General features: G+C 57.3%; 18 protein-coding genes. 8 read left to right on the top strand and 10 right to left on the bottom strand.

Features of this window, described 5'->3' with window-relative positions; all coding sequences use genetic code 11:
* The 3 genes from AAF739_16155 to AAF739_16145 are packed head-to-tail and all read left to right on the top strand — an operon-like array spanning position 1 to position 2,157.
* Entirely contained in the window at positions 1 to 390 is a 390-nt protein-coding gene (locus tag AAF739_16155; protein ID MEM6384207.1) for a hypothetical protein, read from the top strand.
* Positions 387 to 782 (top strand): MaoC/PaaZ C-terminal domain-containing protein, encoded by a 396-nt coding sequence (locus AAF739_16150; GenBank protein ID MEM6384206.1) that lies wholly within the window; start codon positions 387 to 389, stop codon positions 780 to 782. The genes AAF739_16155 and AAF739_16150 overlap by 4 nt, the downstream gene beginning before the upstream one ends.
* Positions 783 to 840: 58 nt before the next feature.
* Positions 841 to 2,157: a cytochrome P450 gene (locus AAF739_16145; GenBank protein MEM6384205.1), complete on the top strand. Its 1,317-nt coding sequence runs from the start codon at positions 841 to 843 to the stop codon at positions 2,155 to 2,157.
* Between the two features lie 31 nt (positions 2,158 to 2,188).
* Here AAF739_16145 and AAF739_16140 read toward each other — a convergent pair whose 3' ends face one another.
* From AAF739_16140 to AAF739_16125, 4 genes are all read right to left on the bottom strand, one after another.
* Complete coding sequence (locus AAF739_16140; protein ID MEM6384204.1) at positions 2,189 to 3,196, bottom strand: NAD-dependent epimerase/dehydratase family protein; 1,008 nt, start codon at positions 3,194 to 3,196, stop codon at positions 2,189 to 2,191.
* Between the two features lie 345 nt (positions 3,197 to 3,541).
* Complete coding sequence (locus AAF739_16135) at positions 3,542 to 4,066, bottom strand: DUF3833 family protein (GenBank protein MEM6384203.1); 525 nt, start codon at positions 4,064 to 4,066, stop codon at positions 3,542 to 3,544.
* A gap of 49 nt (positions 4,067 to 4,115) precedes the next feature.
* Positions 4,116 to 4,526 carry a hypothetical protein gene (locus tag AAF739_16130; protein MEM6384202.1) on the bottom strand — a complete coding sequence of 137 codons (411 nt, stop codon included), beginning with the start codon at positions 4,524 to 4,526 and terminating at the stop codon, positions 4,116 to 4,118.
* A 123-nt stretch (positions 4,527 to 4,649) separates the two neighbouring features.
* Positions 4,650 to 5,813, bottom strand: a complete 1,164-nt coding sequence (locus AAF739_16125) for an ATP-grasp domain-containing protein (GenBank protein ID MEM6384201.1) — start codon at positions 5,811 to 5,813, stop codon at positions 4,650 to 4,652.
* A gap of 127 nt (positions 5,814 to 5,940) precedes the next feature.
* On the opposite strand from AAF739_16125, the gene AAF739_16120 reads away from it, so the two are divergent.
* Positions 5,941 to 7,446, top strand: a complete 1,506-nt coding sequence (locus AAF739_16120) for a phytoene desaturase (GenBank protein ID MEM6384200.1) — start codon at positions 5,941 to 5,943, stop codon at positions 7,444 to 7,446.
* Between the two features lie 68 nt (positions 7,447 to 7,514).
* Positions 7,515 to 8,132 carry a Pr6Pr family membrane protein gene (locus AAF739_16115; GenBank protein ID MEM6384199.1) on the top strand — a complete coding sequence of 206 codons (618 nt, stop codon included), beginning with the start codon at positions 7,515 to 7,517 and terminating at the stop codon, positions 8,130 to 8,132.
* Positions 8,133 to 8,203: 71 nt separating this feature from the next.
* Here AAF739_16115 and AAF739_16110 read toward each other — a convergent pair whose 3' ends face one another.
* Together AAF739_16110 and AAF739_16105 are read right to left on the bottom strand one after the other, a co-directional pair.
* Positions 8,204 to 8,935 carry a hypothetical protein gene (locus tag AAF739_16110; GenBank protein MEM6384198.1) on the bottom strand — a complete coding sequence of 244 codons (732 nt, stop codon included), beginning with the start codon at positions 8,933 to 8,935 and terminating at the stop codon, positions 8,204 to 8,206.
* Positions 8,936 to 8,957: 22 nt separating this feature from the next.
* Entirely contained in the window at positions 8,958 to 9,770 is an 813-nt protein-coding gene (locus AAF739_16105) for a hypothetical protein (GenBank protein MEM6384197.1), read from the bottom strand.
* 77 nt (positions 9,771 to 9,847) lie between these two features.
* Here AAF739_16105 and AAF739_16100 point away from each other — a divergent pair, with 77 nt between their 5' ends.
* Complete coding sequence (locus AAF739_16100; GenBank protein ID MEM6384196.1) at positions 9,848 to 11,260, top strand: cytochrome P450; 1,413 nt, start codon at positions 9,848 to 9,850, stop codon at positions 11,258 to 11,260.
* Here AAF739_16100 and AAF739_16095 read toward each other — a convergent pair.
* From AAF739_16095 to AAF739_16085, 3 genes are read right to left on the bottom strand one after another with little or no spacing between them, the layout of a single operon-like run.
* Positions 11,257 to 11,640, bottom strand: coding sequence for a Rid family detoxifying hydrolase (locus AAF739_16095; GenBank protein MEM6384195.1), 384 nt, complete (start codon positions 11,638 to 11,640; stop codon positions 11,257 to 11,259). The two genes, AAF739_16100 and AAF739_16095, sit on opposite strands and share 4 nt — an antisense overlap.
* Before the next feature lie 58 nt (positions 11,641 to 11,698).
* Complete coding sequence (locus tag AAF739_16090) at positions 11,699 to 13,042, bottom strand: HlyD family type I secretion periplasmic adaptor subunit (protein MEM6384194.1); 1,344 nt, start codon at positions 13,040 to 13,042, stop codon at positions 11,699 to 11,701.
* Entirely contained in the window at positions 13,039 to 14,730 is a 1,692-nt protein-coding gene (locus tag AAF739_16085; GenBank protein MEM6384193.1) for a type I secretion system permease/ATPase, read from the bottom strand. The genes AAF739_16090 and AAF739_16085 overlap by 4 nt, the downstream gene beginning before the upstream one ends.
* 317 nt (positions 14,731 to 15,047) lie before the next feature.
* Here AAF739_16085 and AAF739_16080 point away from each other — a divergent pair, with 317 nt between their 5' ends.
* Positions 15,048 to 16,238: a CaiB/BaiF CoA-transferase family protein gene (locus AAF739_16080; GenBank protein MEM6384192.1), complete on the top strand. Its 1,191-nt coding sequence runs from the start codon at positions 15,048 to 15,050 to the stop codon at positions 16,236 to 16,238.
* Positions 16,235 to 17,029: a citryl-CoA lyase gene (locus AAF739_16075; protein ID MEM6384191.1), complete on the top strand. Its 795-nt coding sequence runs from the start codon at positions 16,235 to 16,237 to the stop codon at positions 17,027 to 17,029. Before AAF739_16080 ends, AAF739_16075 begins: the two co-directional genes overlap by 4 nt.
* A 150-nt stretch (positions 17,030 to 17,179) precedes the next feature.
* On the opposite strand, the gene AAF739_16070 is transcribed toward AAF739_16075, so the two are convergent.
* The coding region (locus AAF739_16070; protein ID MEM6384190.1) for a calcium-binding protein at positions 17,180 to 17,819 on the bottom strand (640 nt) is incomplete at its 5' end.

Genomic DNA, 17,819 nt, shown 5'->3' with positions numbered 1-17,819 from the left:
GTGTCCGGCCACGTTATCCCGGCGCACATGCCAAACGGTCAGTCGGAAGTCACGATAACCGCTGACGATCGCAAGGCCCTCGAGATCATCTGTGCAAGTGGAGACGACACCTCATCATTGACCGTGATTGTCCTTTCGCGCGCTCTTGCCCCGGCACTTCACGCCTATGCCCGGGCAAGCGGCGCATTCGTGTACCTAAGCGGATACGCGTTTCAGTTTGACGGCGGAGCAATTGAAGACCGTCTGAGCATTCTATGGAAAGCTGAACCAACAACCCGTTCTGACGAACTAAACCTCAAGGTCAGTGGCAAGCTAAAAAATGGACAACCGTTTGTCAGGGGTAAGATGACATTCGGCTTTTTCTCAACGGAACGTCCAGCCGAACGATGAACCTTGGGTCGACTTTACGCCAGACGTTGGAAGTCACCGGAGATCAGGTGGAAGCCTACTTGGCGCTATCGGACGATCAGAACCCTATCCACATTGATCAGGGCCTGGCCGAGAGGTTCGGATTTTCAGGCATCGTTGTTCCCGGTGGCTTGATTGCGATACTGGTTGGGGACTTTGTGCATGCCGCGTTCAAACCAACGGCGATACAGGCCTTCAAAGCCCGATTTGTTCATCCACTGGTTCTGGGAACAGCGATCGAAGTCTACAGTCGGGTGGTTAAACAGAGCAAACAGGCTGACGGCTGCAACCTTACGATAGTACGCCTGAAAGTTTTGTCGGACGGCAGAGTCATACATGCTTTGTTCGATGCCGAACTGTCGGTGCGGGCTTGAGAGACCGCTCATCGGTATTTGAGACCAATTAAGGCACCAACGGAGCCATATTTTACTCATGCTGCAGTCAACTCGCGTTGCGTTTTCGGTCGCTAGGGGCCGGCTCGGTTCTTTCTCGGAAAGCGCTTATCGCTCTGACCTGCAGATATTCTCAGCTTTCGGAAATCACCAGGTCACAGTTTTTCGCCCAAACCTGATAAAACGTGTCTTAAGCGAACACGCCGAGCATTATGCCAAGCATGATAGCTACCTTGAGCCAATCCGAATGCTTGTTGGCGAGGGGCTGCTCGTTTCGAGTGGAGAGCACTGGGCCAACTCAAGGCGCGCATTCCATGCCTGGCTAGACGGGCCGGCCCTCCGCGCGATCTACTCCCAAATGCAAGCTGCAACGCGTGACTTTCTGGCGAGGCTCGAGGGCACTTCGCTCAATGCCGTTGATGTTGGGAACCAGATGAATGCGGTGACGGCTGACATCATCTATCGAAGTCTGTTCGACGAACCCCTTGATGCTGACTTTCGAAGAACCTTGGAAGCCGAATTTCCGATATTTCGACACGGCGCCCAAGCGCACGCAGTGTTCCAAACCTTTGGCCTACCAAGACTTCTTTCACATGGTCTGCGCCGGAAGCTTGCGGCGACATGCGCATCTATGCGGGGCCCTGCGAGGGAGGCGATCCGACGGCGCACTCAATCGACCAGTAAGAAGCATCATTTGATCTGGCTTTTGCAGCAGGAACGTCAACGAGCGCACAAGCCACTTTTGACCGAAGAGCAACTGCTTGATGAGGTTATGACGGTTTTGCTCGCTGGCCATGAGACGACCTCCGCGTCTCTATCGTGGGCACTTAACCTGCTGGCGGCGAACCCCGAATGGCAGGCGGTGGTTCGAAACGAAATCACGACGACCTTGACGTCCAGCGAGGTTCCTCTGAGCGCACTCGTGAAGCTAACGGCAACCCGAGATACTTTCCGCGAGACAATGCGGCTTTATCCTGCCGTTCCCGTCATTCCCAGACTTGCTTCGCGAGCGAGCCGATGGGCCGGTCGATCATTCCCTGCCGGCATAGCGGTTGTCACGTGCCCTTGGGTTATGCATCGCAGGGAGCAGCTATGGGCCGATGCACATCAATTTAGACCTACACGCTTCTCTGACGGAAGCCATCGCCCGGCAATTTCAAGTGCTTACATGCCGTTCGGTAGCGGACCCCGGGCCTGCCCCGGCGCGGGCTTTGCCATGCAGGAAGCCACGTTGATACTGGCAGAGATTTTGCGACGATACGAGATCCTGCCAACAAGCTCTGCCGACCTCGAACCGCGTGTCCACATAACGCTCCGACCGCCACAGAACTTCCGGCTTCGCTTTCGTCCGTTGTGAACGATTGATCGTGCCGCCCGCATAATCGTCGTTAGCAGTGATAGCGCTGTACCCAATTTACCGCATCATCAAGGGTCTGAGCCAACGGCCTGTTGGTGTAACCGAGTTCCGTTTTCGCTCGCGTGCTGTCGTACCAATGGAACTGGGTGCCCATGGTGCAAGAGGCGCTATTGATGAACGGTTCGTGACCTCGGACGTGGCCGGTGAGATTGCCGAACTGTCCCACCATGCGTTGTGCCCACAGCGGCGCAACTCCAATCGGAGGCTTTCTCCCAAGGCGGTCGGCAATCGCAACGAGCAGCGCAAGGTAGGTTACATTGAACCCCGCCAAAACGAAGGAGCGTCCCGGCTCAACGTCTGCGTCCAACGCACCAACAATCGCTTTCGCGACATCGCGACTATCGCATACGCTGCACCCCCCAGATGGTGCGAGCAGAAGGCTCCGTCTCGCGATTTCATGGATCATTTGGCCGCTACTTGGCCGCCAATCCCATGGCCCGAGCATAAATCCAGGGTGAACGGTAATGGCCTTTAAGCCCTTTGCAGTGGCGGCTTCGACCGCCGCCACTGCTGCAGCCTTTGACACCGTGTAGGCGCATTGGGTCTGAGCGTTTCGTGCTGTGACCGGTGTGCTTTCGTTGGCGGGATTGTCGCGACTACCGAGCGCGAGAGTGTTGACGGTAGCGACGTTCACCAGCGGCCGTTGAGCGAGCAGACACGCCGTTGCAATCGCCTGGGTGCCTCGGTGATTCACAGCAAGCGATCGCTGTACTTGGGTCGACCCAATATGAATATGGGCCGCGCAGTGGATAACTGCCGCCGATCGCGAAACTGCTTCCGACAGCCAGTTGGGACATTTACCAAGTCCAGTGTCGGCCAAATCACCACGAGCGACTTCAACATCCAAACCAGCAAAGACTTCAGGCTTCGGTATGCGTCTTGTGAGGGCGATTACACGATCGCCTTGGTCCGTTAGGGCGCGAACAACAGCTGCCCCTAGCAGCCCGGTTGCCCCGGTGACCAAGACAGATCGGTTCATGCTCTCATCTCGCATAACTTATTTGTCTTCGCCAAGCTGTCGCGGCGACCTGCCAGACTGTCCGCTGCCCCCATCCCGCGAGAAGACCATTTAAATCAGCAAAGATGTGTTGTGCAGACAAGTCGAGGACAGACGACGCATTTGCAGCCCGCAACGGGTGGAAAACGGTGCTTAGCATCCCATTTCTTGCACGCGCGGATCACCACACGGAAAGTCCAGTTTATTGTGGGATTTTACCGCGAACAGGCGGTTCGGTAACGATCACAGAGCCTCACGTCACCCAGTACGCCCAGTCTGTTGACATGCCCGGAACCAAACTGAGCAATTCCAGCCTCTGTCAGCCGCCTAGGCAGGGCGCAATTCAAAGCGGACTGTGCCGATGGGAAAACCAAACCTCGTCACGACCGCTTCGTTAATGACCACCCCATCGGCGCGGCGGTATATGATGTCAGAGAATCCCAAACGAGTGGTCTCGCCGCGCGACACAACATCGGCCGTGTAGTCGAGGCGAATTTCGGTTCCTGTCTCCACGACGGTCGCCCGGCCGACCGTATCATCGCGGACCCCGCTCCACTCGAATGGGCCGGTCCGCGTAAACACCCATGTCAGCCGGTCAGTCTCGCCATCGTCAAAAAAGAAGTCTTCAACAACTGTGAGTGTGTTGCCTGAAATACGACCGTCAAGGCGTGCGTCGAACCCGCGCTCTACCCCCGCGATTGGAACAGAAAACAAACCCCTTCCAACGGTTTGACCGCGGAATGCGTCCACGAGTGTTATAGGCAAAGTGTTCGTGACCGGCCCCGTGGGCCGCGTAGCACAACCGGCAAGTGAGAGTGGGAGAGCAGCTAGAACGATCCGCCGATTGATCATGCTCACGCCTCCGTTACCAATGGCTGACGTGTCCCAAACGTATTCCAGGCTAAATACGACCGCCGATGCGGGCTGTCCCGCTCTCGCCGTTATCGCGCACCCAGCGTAACGTTCTGTCGCCTGTACGGGTCAGTTCGAAACACATTGGCGAGCCGTTGTACCACTCGCGAAATTGCTGGCAGAGCCGATTTCCATCGATCCACCAACGCCCCGTATCTTTAGGTTGCGCCATTCGTCCCACGAAGCCCGTTGCGGTTCCATCGCCGTCTACTTGACCGCCAGAGCGGTAGTTAAGCGGAAACTCACCGCCGAAAGGGGCAGCAAGGTAAACGCGGTGACCGATAATGTCGGAGCGGATTTCTTGTGCCGTGAAACCAGACGCCTCAGCATCGCCAGCCATTCCAACGATGATGGCGGGTACGAGGGTCAACAGGGTCGTGAGAAGGATGAACAAACGCATGCTTTTTTCCATAGCTCTAACAAGTCTGCGAGGCTTCTTGCCGAAGTGCATGGCGAAAATACGCTACGCCAACGTTTTGGTTCACCAGAAAATCCATTTTGTGGGATTTTTTCCCATTACTTTTCATACTGTGGCCTTCACAGGATTAGAAGGCTCTCCGAACCAGCCAATATCGGCAATCGCGGCCTCACCCAGACTGCGACCCTGGAAAATCGACTGCTTGATAAGCGGCCAAGTAGCTGGCGTCATGAGAATGAAGGGAAGTGGGTCGCGCCAGCCCCAGCTGACATCGCGCGTTGTCAGCAAAGCCTTGCCAACCTGCCGATAGCGGCTCCAACGGCCCAAAGACCCCCAAAGTAAGGTCAGCGTTGGGTAAGCCTGCTGAAGCCTCGTACTCTTGCGTAGAGGCACCGGTTCGCCTGCTGACTTAATCGCTGGTGCGATCGCTGCCGTCTCAATAAAGTGAATACCGGAGTTCGCGCGCGGGTTACACTCAAAGGCAACCACCTCACCGGGACCGGTCGCCATAAGGTCGAATGATAGGAAACCAGTATGTCCGGACGTCGCTGCCACCGACGCGGCGAGCTCGCAAGCGCCACGGGCGTCGGGGTCAGTATCGACAATGCGCTGAAAGACCGTGGCGACAGTTCCATCGCGGATAACGGGCTCGTAGACCACCGTTTGCGAAACCTTACCGGCATGAACAATGGAAAAAGTGCTGATCTCGCGACCCAATAACCGCTCTTGGACAATGGCGTTCGGACGGTCTTTCGGCAATGCGTCGCCCTGCTTAAGGAACTGAATGCGCGATCCAGAAGCGCCGAAGCGGTCTTTGACGATATAGCCGCCTGCCTCTGCAATCGCCAGGGCCTCAGGGCTTGTCAGCGTAGCCGTTAGTGGCGCTCGCAAACCGGTATCTTGCAGAGAAGTCGCAAATGCCAGTTTGTCGTGGAGTTTCAGCAGTGCATCGTGGTTGCCGCAGAAGATCTTCGGCTTGTCGGGCAGCTGCCCCTTCAAGGCAGAAACGTGAAGGGTCTCCTCGGAGATCGGAACAATCAGATCAATGTGCTCGCGGCGAACGATGTCGCGCATTGCATCGTAATAGCCATCGATGTCGGTGTTCGGCGCGGGAACCGCATAGCTTTTCGAAACCGACTTTGACAGCGCGCACAGGTTCCAATCGAATGGTTCTGCTACAATTACGCGCCAACCGAGCGCGTCAAAGCTGCGCGCGATATCCAAGCCTTTTGGCAAACGTCCAAGCGTCAGCAGGACGGTACCCGCCATTGAAACATCCTCTCAGCCGAGCTGGCCGCCCAACTTTTTTCAGCGGAAAGTTCCCTTTACGGTGTCCATTGCCGCCACCCACCCTACCTGATAACGTCAAATAAATCTGACATACAAGAGGGTCCATATGCTTGACAGGTCTCACGACCCGCGGCCGCGGGCAGTTGTTATAGGTTCAGGCTTTGGCGGGCTGGCTGCCGCGGTAAGGTTGGGAGCGAGAGGTTACAAGGTTACGGTTTTTGAAGCGCTCGATAAACCCGGCGGACGTGCCTACACCTACAAGCAAGATGGTTTCACCTTCGACGCCGGGCCCACGATCATAACCGCCCCGTTTTTCTTGTCGGAGCTTTGGGAGCTGTGTGGAAAACGTTTTGAGGATCATATCGATTTGCGTGCATCCAATCCGTTCTACGATATACGCTTCGATGATGGCCGCGTATTTCGTTACAGCGGCGATGATGACGCTATGCGTGCCGAAGTTGAGAGGTTCAGCCTGGGAGATGTTCAAGGGTATGAACGCTTCAAGAAAGTTAGTGAGGCGATCTACAGCGTGGCGTTCGACGAGCTGGTCGACGTCCCTTTTCACAGCCTTTGGTTCACGGCCAAGTGTGCGCCCGACCTTATCCGTCTTGGCGGCTACAAGTCGGTTTTCGGAACGGTATCGGAGTACTTCCAGGACCCTGCATTGCGGATTGTTTTCTCGTTTCACCCGTTGCTCATCGGCGGAAACCCCCTGACGACGACCGCCTACTACTGCCTGATCGCTCATCTGGAACGTAAGTTCGGCGTCCACTACGCGATGGGTGGAACCGGGGCACTGGTTCGCGGTCTCGTTGATCTGATCGAAAGCCAGGGTGGTGAAGTCATCTGCGATGCGCCAGTCGATCGCATACGCGTTGAAGATGGGACGGCCAACGGCGTGGTTTTAGAGAGCGGTGAAGTCATCCCGGCATCGATCGTGGTGTCTAACGCGGATGCGGCACGCACGTATTCCCACCTCATGCGCCATCACCCGCGTAAGACGTGGACAGATGCAAAAATCGCAAGGCGTGATTTCTCAATGAGCCTGTTCGTTTGGTATTTTGGAACCAATCGCCGCTTCGAGGAATGCCAACACCATACGATGGTGCTTGGACCCCGCTATGAGGAGCTGCTGAACGACATCTTCAAGCGCAAGGTGCTGGCTAAGGATTTCTCATTGTACCTGCACAGGCCAACGGCAAATGATCCTTCCCTCGCGCCCGAAGGCTGCGATAGCTTTTACGTGCTGTCGCCGGTCCCCAATCTGCAAAGTGGAACAGACTGGAGTGTCGAGGCCGAGCCCTACCGAAAAGCAATAGAGAAACGCTTGGAGGAAACGGTTCTGCCAGGGTTAAGCGACAGCATCGTCACCCAGCGCATTCTGACGCCTCAAGACTTTCAAGACCGGTTATCGTCAATCAATGGTGCGGCCTTCTCGATCGAACCCAAACTGTTTCAAAGTGCGTGGTTCCGGCCGCATAATCGCTCCCCGGAAGCCAAGAACCTATTCCTCGTCGGTGCTGGCACGCATCCCGGCGCTGGGGTGCCGGGCGTACTGCCATCTGCCAAGGTGATGGATAAGCTCGTGCCCGATGCGAGCGTTTTTGCGTAACGCAAACACGCTGCACGTGCGCGACCGTCGCCTAAACGTTTGACCGTGCTTGGATCGCTTGACCATTGATGCCGCTTGCTCGCATTTGCGCTGGGCTCCTTGCGTCGCTTACCGCGGCAACTCTTTTTCTTGCCATCACAGTCAGTGCCGCCGATCATGGCGGGTTCATTGGTGGTATCTGGTTTCTCGCCCATTTCTTCACCATCCTCACCACAGCCTTGATCCTGGCCGCCATGGTAACGATAGCGTTCGGGATGTCAGTTTCACCAAGCCTCCTGATTGCCCTAACCGTGTCGAGTGTGATGGTCGGTCTGGTGTACCATATCGCTCTGTCCCATTTGGTCAGCCTATCCGGGTTTGCACACTTGGCGAACCAGAGCCTTCACACGCTCATACCCCTCGCCACCTTGTCATGGTGGTTCCTGTTCGCCCCAAAACCGCGACTATCACCCACAGCCCCCATCGTTTGGATCAGTTGGCCGCTACTCTACACCGCCTACTATCTCGTTCGCTCATCACGGTCGGGCTTCTACCCCTATCCGTTCCTCGATGTTCCGCAGATTGGATGGCTCATAGTCGCAACCAACATAGCGTTCCTGAGCGTGGCTTTCGCCGGGATCGGGTTTCTCTTGACGCTGGTTCCCAGGATGGGCAACCGGCGACCAGCTCCTCGGACAAAGCTCTAAAAGCCTGGAAAAGACAGTGAGGGGCTATCCGGCGCTGACGGACTCAACGGCACTCAATCCATCGCCCAACTCTACCGCGCCACCAGTACACGCAAACGATGCAGAGCGGTGAACCCAGCGCTCGTCGACGCAGCGAGCATTTCGCCCGCCTCATAACCGGCAATCGGGAGGCTTGGATACAAAGCAGAAGCGACTTGTGACGCGTCAGCAAACGCAGCGTCCGTATCAGATACGCAGAAGAAGTTGGACAAACCAACCACGTCTTCGGAATGGCTCAACAAGCAACCAGCTTCGATCTCCGAGCCGTTCCAACACGCTATGAAATGGAGCTTCGGCTCACTTAGCAGTGCGGCCGGATACACAGTCTCATCGGTCGGCGAGCCACCCTTGCGCCAAGCGGTATGCCAAGCTGCCAGCTCATCATGGTCTCGCACGATCCGCCAATTAGCCGGAAAGCGGGCCTCGACGCTCTCACGCCAAATCCACGAGGCTTCAAAGAGGACACTCATTCCAAGAGATGTATATGCAGTGTCGCCAAAGCTGTCCTTGATCGCAGGGAGGTGAGCGCCTTTTTTCAACCGTTTGCGAATGTGTGCCGAGACCGCGCCGCGAACGTCTGGTTGAAGCGTCACCAAAGCTGGAAAATAAGGAGGGGGTTCGCCACCGGCTTCAAGGACCAGATTACCTCGGCCGCAGCTTACACCGTGCGCTTGCAAGACCGTTTCGCACAGCTCGGCATTGTTTCTTGCGCTCGCCTGAACCTTCTCCAGCAACGCTGTGGGACGCCAAAGCTGCGCAGGCATACGGTTCGTTCCCACCTCAGCTCTACTCTGCAGGTTGGACAGGTCTTGGCTTTCGTGGTCGGCGTGGCGAGCGAAGTTTGTACCACTGGTAGAAGATAATCGATAAGCCCACAATCAACGGTACCGACCACAGTGCGGGCGTGAGTGCAGCCTCGGGCAAAAGCCTGACAGCGCCGAAGGCGAAGAACGCGGTGTAAACGGATATGCCTGTTCCAACCAAAGCCTTGAGATGCTCGCGCAGCCAGTCGCGAGGATCAACGTTCGGCTTATACAAGAACCACATGTTGGTCGCGACGGTCGCAAAGCCGATGGTGGAGATGCCGATCATAAGCACTTGACCGTCTACCAAACCGAGCCAGGCGCAATTGATTGCGGCAACGAGCAGCGCCGCTTGGAGAAACAGGTTCAAAGGCGTTCGATTGGCCGCACGGTTCGCTTTATTTTTAACTGTCGTCCAGCCGTACCAGGCTAAGTTAAGCGTCAGGATAGCCAGATAGAGCATCATCCAGCCAAAAATATCGGAGATGACGGTCTCGCTCCCGAAATCTGGATGGACCATCAAATGCGGATGAGTTCCGGCGGGATCATAGAGCGTCGTCAAGCTTATCAGCGTCGCGAAACCCGCCGTCGCCAACATGGCCACAGTGAAGAACCGGCCCACCCAAATGTGCCACTTGCCACCCTTCTTACCGGCCACTGGAACCCAGAACGCAATCAAGCCCGCAGCACCGAACAGGATGTGGCCCCAGACCAGCGCGTGAAACACATCAATCGACGGAATACCGAAAACAGTTTCCGTTGGAACAGGCGGCGCAGGATGAGACAGCAGGCTCATGTCAATAGTATGCGACACTTTTGAGTGTCAAAGCTAGCAGCGATATGCTCTTTTGGGCTGATCAAAAGAGAGCCCCCATGCACCACGCAGCGCCCATCAGCCCCGATCCTCGCGTCTACATTCCCCCGCGGCCGGTCTCGCTGCCGGCGGTCGTGTCGTTGATACGGGTTCTAAGGCAAGGCGACGGCGATCTGCTAAGCCTCCTACCCAACACGGCCTATCGCGATCCCATTGGGCCGCTGGGATACTCGAGGCGTTCAATTGTGATCGTCAACGAACCATCCGCCGTGCGGCAGGTGCTCAGCGAACAAACCGACTGCTTTCCGAAGTCCGATCTGATGGTCAATGCGACAGAGGCACTGATCGGTGATTCGATCTTCACCTCGTCGGGCACGACCTGGCGGCGGCAGCGCGCGATGGTCGACCCCGCCTTCACAGCCCTTCGCATCAACCAGGCATTTCCCGCTATGAGTGCTGGCGTTGACGAAGCCGAAGCGCAATTCGATGCCGCCATCGAGAAGGGCCGTCCGCTTTCGCTTGACAAGGCGATGGGTCATCTGGCGGCAGACATTATTTGCCGAACGGTCTTTTCGTCGTCCCTTCAAAGCGAAATTGCACATCAGGTGTTCGATGATTTCGCTGTCTTTGAACGGTCTGTCGCGCAGGTTGAAGTGCTGCGGCTCATTTGGGACAAAGCTTGGACAAAGGTGCCCCAGAAGCCGGACGTCCTTGCAGCATGTGCGCGCATACGCGGCCATCTTGGTACGTGGATAGACGATCACCTGAACGCGCCGGAAGGTCATTATGATGACATCGCGACGGCCGTCATTGCGGCGCAAGATCCGGACTCGGGCGAACGGTTTACCAGAGAAGAGCTGATTGACCAGTTGGGTGTGTTCTTTCTGGCCGGGCATGAAACGACCGCCAGCGCTCTGACGTGGGCGGTCTACCTGCTGGCAATGCACGAGCCAACGCGCGCGCGCATGCGTGCAGAGGTCGAGGCGATTGCGGGCGACGGGCCGATCAGCATCGAGCAGCTCAAAAAGCTCACCTTCACGCGGGCAATGTTCCGGGAGACGTTACGGCTGTATCCGCCCATCACATTCCTGCCGCGTGTGGCACTTGAGCCGACCATTGTGGCCGGACGCAAAATCAAGCGTGGTGCGCTTGTCATGATCGCGCCATGGGTGCTGCACCGGCATCAACTCTACTGGGAACAGCCCGACCATTTTGACCCTGACCGCTTTCTACCCCCGCGGGACAGCGAGCAGACCGCAGGAAGCTATATACCCTTCGGTCAGGGTGCCCGATTGTGTTCGGGTGCGGCGTTCGCAACTATCGAAAGCACGCTGTTTTTGGCGCGTCTGGTACGAGGATACGACATTGAAGTTGCCGATGCGGACCGCGTCCGGCCGGTCGCTCGGATGACGACCCGACCGGCCAAGCAGATCATGATCCAGATGACCCGGCGACCAGCACCGAGTTGCTAAGCAACAGGGCCTGCGACAGCCTCTATTTCAACCACCGCGCCGAGTGGCAATGCGGCCACCGCAATACAAGAGCGCGCCGGTTTATGATCCCCGAAAAACTCCGCGTAGACGGCGTTGACGGCGGCAAAATCGGCCATGTCTGTGAGGAAGACCACCGCCTTTGCAACATCAGCGGGGCCTAGCCCTTGAGAACCCAGAACCGTTCCAAGGTTCGAGAGCGCCTGCTTGGCTTGCGCCGCCGCGTCACCGCCAAGAAAGGTGCCCGTTTCATCAAGTGCGAGGCAGCCTGAGATGTATAACACGCCATCAAGCTTTGCTGCGTGGCTGTAAGGACCGACCGCGGGAGGGGCGCCTTCAGCGCGAACTGTTTCGACTGTCATTATCTGCCATTCTCACCAAGGCTAAGGGACGTAAGCGTCTGAAAAGTCTTGCCCGGTTTCAGTCCTCTATGAAAGCGCGCTGCAGATGATCGGTCAGCGGCTTCATAAGATAGGATAAAACTGTGCGCTGTTCGGTCTGCATGAAGACATCTACGGGCATACCGGGGATCAGGCTAAGGTCGTCGCCAAGGCGCTGCTTTTCCTCATCATTAACCTGGAGCCGCGCCGTGTACCACGATGCGCCGGTCTGCTGATCATCAGAGCGATCGGCGCTTAAGTGGGTCACGGTGCCGAAGATCTCCGGTGTTGTTCTTTGGTTGAACGCGGAAAAACGCAACGTCGCTTCGTCGCCGACGCGGATCTGGTCGATATCTTGCGGCTGAATGCGCGCCTCGACGATCAACCTGTTTTGCACGGGGACCAGCTTCAGCACCGTTCGTTCCGCAGCGACCAATGCGCCAGGCGACGTGAGCGCAAGTTCGTGTACTACGCCAGCGAGAGGTGCTCGAACGTCAAGACGCCCCAGCCGGGCGCGCACATCTGAAAGCTGCTCGTTCAGCTGGGCGAGCTCGCTGCGCACAGTGGTCAGCTCTTCCAACGCGCGTGTGCGAAAGTCATTTCGGATCTGCAAAATCTGCATTTCGATCTGAGAAATTTCCGCGCCGGCCTGACCGATGGAGGCGACCAACGCGCCCTCTTCGCCCGCCAGTCTTGCTTTGGTGCGGTCTAAGGCGAGAACACGCGAGCTTTCAACGAGCCCTTGTCCGAACAGAACATCAAGGCTCTCGCGCTCCTCGGCAATCAAACGCAGCTCCTCGCGTTTGGCCTCAACCTGCGCGCGCAGCCCGACAATTTGACCGTTTGTCTGTCGGATGCGTTCACGCAACTGATTGGTCTGGCCGTCGATTGTGGTGGCACGCGCGTGCAGATTCTCTGCCTCCTGGCGCATAAGCTGCGCAACAAAGGGCTCATCGAATCGATCCATGAGCGCGTCGGGGAAAACGAGCTCTCCGTCAGCTGAAAGTTCTGCGTCCAGCCTTGCCCGGCGCGCCAGACGCTCGACAATCTGGTTATCGACAATGGCAAACGACGCTTCTAGTTCGGCCGGGTCCATCGAGAAAAGCGGATCGCCGGCCTGCACCAAATCTCCATCACGGACGCGCATCTCGAGCACAATACCACCATCGCGATGCTGAACCTCGTGGCTACGGCCATCGAGAATAAGCTCGCCGATGGCATAGACCGCACCGGAAATCTGAGCATTGGCAGCCCAGCCGCCAATCCCCCCAACCAGCAGCACCATGGCGATGGCCGCCGCAAGCCCATAACCACGGATGGACTTCTGGATTGACGGCGCTTGGGCGATTTTAGCCTTCGGTGCAGCAGGCGTCTTTTTCGTCATGCTGCACCTCCTATTGGGACTACATTGCCTTTCAAGACTTCATCCTTTGGCCCGAAAGAGGCTTGAGCTCCGTTACTCATGACAACGACCTTGTCAGCATGAAGGATGGCACTTGGACGGTGTGCGATAATCACACAGACCGTGCCGCGTTGCTTAAGCTGTTCGATTGCATTGTTGAGGGCTTGATCGCCTTGCGAATCGAGATTGGCATTCGGTTCGTCAAGGACAACAAGAAAGGGGTCGCCGTAGACGGCGCGGGCGAGCCCGACCCGCTGCGTCTGCCCCGCGGAAAGCTGTACTGCATCGACGCCCAGCATGGTGTTGTAACCATCAGGCAGCGACAAGACAAAATCATGAATACCCGCAATACGGGCCGCATCGATGACAGCATCCATATCCATATCTGCTTCGAACCGGGCGATGTTTTCGGCGACGGAGCCGCTGAACAGATCCACATCCTGCGGCAGGTAGCCAACGAAAGCACCCCGCGTCTCCGCGTCCCATTGATCGAGTTCGGCACCATCCAGTCGAACGGAACCTCGAACTGGAGGCCATATGCCAACAAGTGCCCGCCCCAGGGTTGACTTGCCGGAGCCCGATGGTCCGATGACCCCCAAAACTTCTCCCGCATCGATGCCGAAGTCCGCATGACGTACAAGAGGTGTTTGTCCCCCGGGTGCGGCGATAGCCAGTTGTGCAACGGTCAGGCTTTGCTTCGGTGCGGGAAGCGGCACGCGTTCTTCGTCCACTTTCGCAACAGCATCAAGAAACGCGTTCAGCCTGCGGAATGCTTGCCGCGCACCAAGAAATGGGCGCCACTGACCGATGGCTTGCTCCATCGGAGCCAAGGCCCGCGCGGAGATGATCGATGCAGCAATCATAACACCTGGCGTTATTTCCTGGAGAATTACGAGGTAAGCGCCCAAAGCGAGCACAGCAGACTGAAGAAACAGCCGGAAGACTTTGGTCGTCGACCGAACGACGGTGGTGTGGTCACCCACATTTCTCTGGATCCCCAAAAGTGATCCGTGCCGGTCCGACCAGCGATCTGCGTAGCGCTTTTGCATCCCCAGCGCATAAAGCGTTTGACTTGCCGACTCACCTTCTTTGAGCACGTGATCGCGCTGCGCTGCGAGCCCCGCGGACTGCTCCAAAGGCTTCTTCAAGACCCACTCACCCATCAGTGTGATCAGCAGAAGAACCAGAGCGCCAGCACTTGCAAGCCATCCAAGCCAAGGATGAAACAGAAACACGACGCCCAAATAGAGCGGCAGCCAAGGTAGATCGAAAACGGCAATCGGTCCCATACCGGCAAAGAATTGCCTGATCTGGTCAAGGTCCCGCACAGGCACTATGCGTCCCTGCTGCGCCGGCTGCGCGCGTGGAAGATCAAGCGAAACACCAACCGCGGCCTTGTTGACGTCCGCATCGATTTTTTCGCCGGCGCGGTGCAGCATACGTGCCCGAATGACTTCGAACAGCCCCATGAAGGTGTACAGCGCAATGACCAAACCGGTTAGAACGAGAAGAGTGGGCACACTTCGGCTTGCCAGGACCCGGTCGTAGATCTGTAGCATGAAGATCGGACCGGTCAGCATCAGCAGGTTGGTGACGGCGCTGACAAGGCCAACAGACCACAGCGTGCTACGCAGGGATTTGAATGCATCTGCGAGCGGATTGCTGTTCATACGCATACACTCCGAAGTGGCTTAGCAGGTATGATAACGCCGTCGGGTGATCGCCCCGGCTTTTCCAATTTGCTTACAGCATGAACCATCGCTTCGCAAACCGTCACGCGGCTCAGCTAGCCTTGACGGACGCCAAGGTAAACCTTCTCGTGACCTCCTTCAGGAGCCGCGTTTTCAACGTCCATAACCGGCGGTCGCAATCGGTGCGTGCAACAGCAGGATCCAGTGTTTCGCTTTGGGCGTGATGTGGCGTATGCCAAGCCGTAAGCCGCAATCATGATTGCAGCCATTGCGGTAAGAAACTCGAGGTTTATGCCATGAGCCTGCCTTTAAATGGCATCCGTGTGCTTGATCTGACCAACGTCCTGGCGGGACCGTTCTGCTGTCATCAGCTGGTCCATATGGGAGCCGACGTGATCAAGGTTGAAGTGCCCAAGAGCGGAGACCTTGCTCGACAACTGGGTGCGGATGGCGACCGCAACGAGGCACTTATGGGTGTTTCATTCTTGGCGCAAAATCCTGGCAAACGCTCAATCACAGTCAACCTCAAAGAACCAGAAGGCGTTGAATTGCTAAAGCGATTGGTTGCAACCGCCGATGTGGTCGTCGAGAATTTCAGGCCTGGGGTGATGAACCGGCTTGGTGTTGGCTACCAAGCGCTCAAAGCCGTACAACCAAGCCTGATCTACTGCGCCATATCTGGCTTCGGACAAGACGGGCCACTCGCGCGACAACCCGCCTATGATCAGATCATACAAGGCATGGCTGGCGTCATGGCGATCACCGGCAACCGACAAACCGTGCCAAATCGCGTGGGCTATCCGATGGCCGATACAATCGGTGGCATGACTGCCGCTTTCGCGGTAGCTGCAGCGCTCGCCGAACCCGCTGAAAGGCGCGGGCGCTTTATTGACGTGTCGATGCTCGAGTCCGTTATAGCAACAATGGGTTGGGTCGTTTCCAACCATCTGGTGGCGGGCCAGCCACCACAATTGATGGGCAATGATAATTTCACTGCCAGCCCGTCCGGCACGTTCGCGACCGCTGACGCGCCGATCAACATTGCTGCCAACAAACAGGAACAGTTTGAGGCGGTCTGCGCTGTTGTCGGACGCCCAGAGATTGCGGCGGATGCGCGTTTCGCCAAGCGCGCAGATCGGCTTGCCAATCGAGCAGAGCTCACAGGTTTGCTTGAGCAAGCGCTGACTGAAAAGGGCGCTGACGATTGGATTGATGCGTTCAACACCGCTGGCGTGCCGGCTGGGCATGTGCTGAGTGTGCAGAGCGCCCTTGCGCATCCCCAAATTGCTCAGCGGGGTTTGCTGCAAACCTATGCGCTTGACGGTGAGGAGTTGCAGCTTGTGGGAGCCGCAGTCAAGCTAGACGGCCAAGCACTGAAGGCGCCATCACCCCCACCGCACTTGGGGGCAAATACGGCCGAATTGCTTGATGAGTTAGGGTACAGCAAAACGGACCAAGCAAAGTTGGCAGACCAAGGGATTGTATGAGCATTTCAGCGAGCCGCGCCGAGGCGGAGGAATGGTGGCAAACGGCCATCATTCGGATGGAGCCAAATGTCATTGAGATCCGTGGCCGGCCGATTGAGGAGCTGATCGGCTCGGTTTCCTTCGCCCAGATGATCTGGCTGATGGTTCGCGGCGATCTGCCAACTTCCGGTCAGGCAGTCTTGCTGGAAGCCGCACTGACGGCCGCCGTCGACCACGGGCCACAAGCACCATCGATCGCTGCTGCGCGCATGGCGGCTACCTGCGGGGTGGGCCTCAATAATGCAATGGCGACGGGTCTCAACATGTTGGGGGATGTGCACGGCGGGGCAGGCGAGCAAGCTGTTGAACTATTCCAACTCATCCACGAAGCTGGAACGGAGCCGGCTTCGGTTCGAAGAACGATCGACGACTGGAAAACGCGGCGCGGAAAATACCTCCCCGGCTTCGGGCACAGGTTTCATACCCGGGACCCACGCGCCCCAAGGCTTATGGACCTTGTTGAATGCGCCGTACGCGACGGCCATGTCGATGGGCATATGCGTCAAGCTGCGGCGCAGGTTGAGGGCTATTTAGCCGAAAGCGGAAAACCGGTACCGATGAACATCGATGGCGCAACGGCAGTCATATACGCGGAACTCGGGTTCCCCGCACCGCTCGCACGGGGTCTGTTCTGCCTCTCACGCGGGGTCGGCATTCTCGCCCATGCGTGGGAGCAAACCGAGCAGGGCGGGCGCAACAAGGGGCCCCTTCCAAAGGGATATCTCTGGCGATACGTCGACAACAGACGATAGCTTGTTATCGCACGACCCAACGCTCTATCGAAGGGTACTAACTCTCGTCTTGAACACGCTGTTACGGGAACAACTCGGGACCAGTGAAGCCTGCAGTCCCCAATGGGATGAGCGAGAGCATTCTGCGCTCGCTCATAGAGCTTATCAGCCTTAGATCAGGATATCATTTGCGAGCTGTGCTTCGGTGGTGTTCTCGATCGTGAAGGTGCTGGCACCGAAGGTAAAGACAACGTCGCCAGCCACCTCACTGGCGAATGACAGCGCGCCATTGACGGTCGCGAAGTTGAAGTCGGTCAGGTCGAGCTGATCGATATTGTCCTGAAAGTCCGTGACCGTGTCGTTGCCGAAGCCCGAAGCGAACACAAACGTATCCGCACCTGTGCCACCGATGAGCGTGTCATTGCCGGTACCGCCATTGAGAAGGTCGTTGTCCTCGCGCCCTTCAAGCGTGTCATTGCCCGACCCACCGAACAGCGAGTCGTTGCTGGCGCCTGCCTGAAGGAAGTCATTGCCCGCCTCGCCGAGCAGTGTGTCCATACCGAAGCCGCCAAACAGGCTGTCATTATCAGCCCCGCCTTCGAGGGTGTCGTTGCCTGAGCCCGACGAGATGAAATCATCGCCTGCCTGGCCGCGAGAGATGTCATCGCCAGCCCCACCGAACAGCCGGTCGTTGCCGCCGCCACCGTTCAGCGTGTCATTGTCGGCACCGCCCGCCATAACATCGTTGCCGGCATTACCCGACAGCACATCGATGCCCCCGCCGCCATTGAGATTGTCGTTGCCATCACCG

It is taken from the genome of Pseudomonadota bacterium, assembly GCA_039024915.1.
Lineage (GTDB): Bacteria > Pseudomonadota > Alphaproteobacteria > Rhizobiales > MH13 > MH13.
The sequence above is the reverse complement of the archived record's forward strand: the minus strand, read 5'-3'. Positions and strand labels throughout refer to the sequence as shown.

Bases quoted from the DNA above. Each gene is read 5' to 3' on its own strand.
- AAF739_16150 (MEM6384206.1), top strand. From the start codon at position 387: ATGAACCTTGGGTCGACTTTACGCCAGACGTTGGAAGTCACCGGAGAT.
- AAF739_16145 (MEM6384205.1), top strand. From the start codon at position 841: ATGCTGCAGTCAACTCGCGTTGCGTTTTCGGTCGCTAGGGGCCGGCTC.
- AAF739_16140 (MEM6384204.1), bottom strand. From the start codon at position 3,196: ATGAACCGATCTGTCTTGGTCACCGGGGCAACCGGGCTGCTAGGGGCA.
- AAF739_16135 (MEM6384203.1), bottom strand. From the start codon at position 4,066: ATGATCAATCGGCGGATCGTTCTAGCTGCTCTCCCACTCTCACTTGCC.
- AAF739_16130 (MEM6384202.1), bottom strand. From the start codon at position 4,526: ATGCGTTTGTTCATCCTTCTCACGACCCTGTTGACCCTCGTACCCGCC.
- AAF739_16125 (MEM6384201.1), bottom strand. From the start codon at position 5,813: ATGGCGGGTACCGTCCTGCTGACGCTTGGACGTTTGCCAAAAGGCTTG.
- AAF739_16120 (MEM6384200.1), top strand. From the start codon at position 5,941: ATGCTTGACAGGTCTCACGACCCGCGGCCGCGGGCAGTTGTTATAGGT.
- AAF739_16115 (MEM6384199.1), top strand. From the start codon at position 7,515: ATGCCGCTTGCTCGCATTTGCGCTGGGCTCCTTGCGTCGCTTACCGCG.
- AAF739_16110 (MEM6384198.1), bottom strand. From the start codon at position 8,935: ATGCCTGCGCAGCTTTGGCGTCCCACAGCGTTGCTGGAGAAGGTTCAG.
- AAF739_16105 (MEM6384197.1), bottom strand. From the start codon at position 9,770: ATGAGCCTGCTGTCTCATCCTGCGCCGCCTGTTCCAACGGAAACTGTT.
- AAF739_16100 (MEM6384196.1), top strand. From the start codon at position 9,848: ATGCACCACGCAGCGCCCATCAGCCCCGATCCTCGCGTCTACATTCCC.
- AAF739_16095 (MEM6384195.1), bottom strand. From the start codon at position 11,640: ATGACAGTCGAAACAGTTCGCGCTGAAGGCGCCCCTCCCGCGGTCGGT.
- AAF739_16090 (MEM6384194.1), bottom strand. From the start codon at position 13,042: ATGACGAAAAAGACGCCTGCTGCACCGAAGGCTAAAATCGCCCAAGCG.
- AAF739_16085 (MEM6384193.1), bottom strand. From the start codon at position 14,730: ATGAACAGCAATCCGCTCGCAGATGCATTCAAATCCCTGCGTAGCACG.
- AAF739_16080 (MEM6384192.1), top strand. From the start codon at position 15,048: ATGAGCCTGCCTTTAAATGGCATCCGTGTGCTTGATCTGACCAACGTC.
- AAF739_16075 (MEM6384191.1), top strand. From the start codon at position 16,235: ATGAGCATTTCAGCGAGCCGCGCCGAGGCGGAGGAATGGTGGCAAACG.